The sequence below is a fragment of the Rhizobium sp. 10N427 genome (genome assembly GCF_056394605.1).
This window is the reverse complement of record NZ_JBFTID010000038.1, coordinates 1-1,484: the sequence shown is the minus strand read 5'-3', so window position 1 is coordinate 1,484 and position 1,484 is coordinate 1. Positions and strand designations below refer to the sequence as shown.

At 56.8% G+C, this 1,484-nt stretch carries 2 protein-coding genes; one reads left to right on the top strand and one right to left on the bottom strand.

Annotation, left to right across the window (positions count from 1 at the left end; all coding sequences use genetic code 11):
- Positions 1 to 201 (top strand): hypothetical protein (locus AC1DIJ_RS30875; RefSeq protein WP_477831758.1); only part of this gene is annotated, 201 nt, incomplete at its 5' end.
- A 73-nt stretch (positions 202 to 274) separates the two neighbouring features.
- Here AC1DIJ_RS30875 and AC1DIJ_RS30870 read toward each other — a convergent pair.
- On the bottom strand, positions 275 to 1,342 hold the full coding sequence (locus AC1DIJ_RS30870; protein WP_112385734.1) for an IS110 family RNA-guided transposase: 1,068 nt from the start codon (positions 1,340 to 1,342) through the stop codon (positions 275 to 277).
- Between the last annotated feature and the right edge of the window lie 142 nt (positions 1,343 to 1,484).

Below are 1,484 nucleotides of genomic sequence, written 5' to 3'. Positions count from 1 at the left end.
GTCTCCAATGAAAGAACTCAAGGACAAAAACGCTTGTTCGGCGTGGCTTTTCCCTGGGTTCGGTTGCGTTTTGACCGGCATTTTGCCAGCCGGGTAAATCTTCTCCGTTCGCAGGACGGGGCTTTTCGCCGTCCTGCGGTGCTGAACCATTCTCCAATTCGTGACCCTGATGCCGTTTTCTCTTCGGCTTCGGACACATAGTGGCGTTCGGCTCCCGGCTTCCCATTCTCCTGTAAGAGCGCAGCCCAGACCTGCCGGGCTCGCTAAACCAACATCAGGACAGCCGGGATATCGTCGACAATGCACCTTCCTCACCATTAGCGCGCCGTTCATAGGGACGCTGGTCACGCAGAATCTGGAAGGCGATCGTCAAAAGTTTGCGCGCGATCGCGACACGCGCCTTGTTGGTTCCTCTGAACTTCAGATGTTCGTATTGGGTTCGTAGCTGCGGGTCGGTAGCGATGGCCGGTGCCACCGCCTCGACGAAGGCCCAGCGCAGCCACTTGTTGCCCTGCTTGATGATCTTCCCGTGATAGGTCTTGCCGCCACTCGAATAGGTCGAGGGGACCAAGCCGGCATAGGCAGCCAATTTCTTCGGATTACGAAAGCGAGAGATGTCATCGATCTCGGCATCGATCAGCCGAGCGAAGAACTCTCCAATACCAGGGATGGTCTTGAGCAGTTTCACGTTGCCGTTGGCTTTGGTCATCGCCCGGATCGTTGCTTCCGACTGCTTGATCCGCCCGTCAATATCGCCGACGAACTCCAGCCCACGGTCGATCTGGATGCGATCAATCTCCGACACTTTGATCGCGGCGAGCTGCTGGCGGCCGGCCTTGCCGAACAAATCACCCTGCCTCTTCAAAAGTGCCGTCTGCTCCGGGTAACGGTCGAATACCGTCACGATCCGGTTCTTCGTCATCGTGCGCAGGCGCACGTAGAACATTCGCTCGCGAAGGGCGACGCGAAGCTCCCGCGCATACTCGCCGGGAGCCCACGCCTCAGGCACGAGATCGGCGCGAAGGAGATGCGCCAGGACCGTCGCATCAATCTTGTCCGTTTTGATCTTGGCATCGGCGATCGCCTTCACCTTTAAGGGATGGGCGAGGACGACATCCTCACAAATGTCGTCGAGCCAGTCGTACATCACCATCCAGTTGCGCGTTGCTTCGACAACAGCGTGGCTGTTATCTCGATACCGCTCCAGAAACGAGCCGAGCGATTGGCGATCGTTCTTCACACGCCCGGATCGGAGCGTCTTCCCGGAAGAATCTTGCACGACCAGGTGGCTGTAGCTTTTGTGGTAATCCACGCCAATGTGATAATCATAGGGTGCAGTCACGATTTGCTCTCCTTCATTGAGTTCCCAAAAACCCAAGTAAGGTAAGCCAAACGACGCAAGGCGTGACTGTCCCAAGATCATCTGCATCTCAGAAATCCGTTCTTTCAATGCTGGGCGCGGCCTCTTTCATGCCACCTCCTGT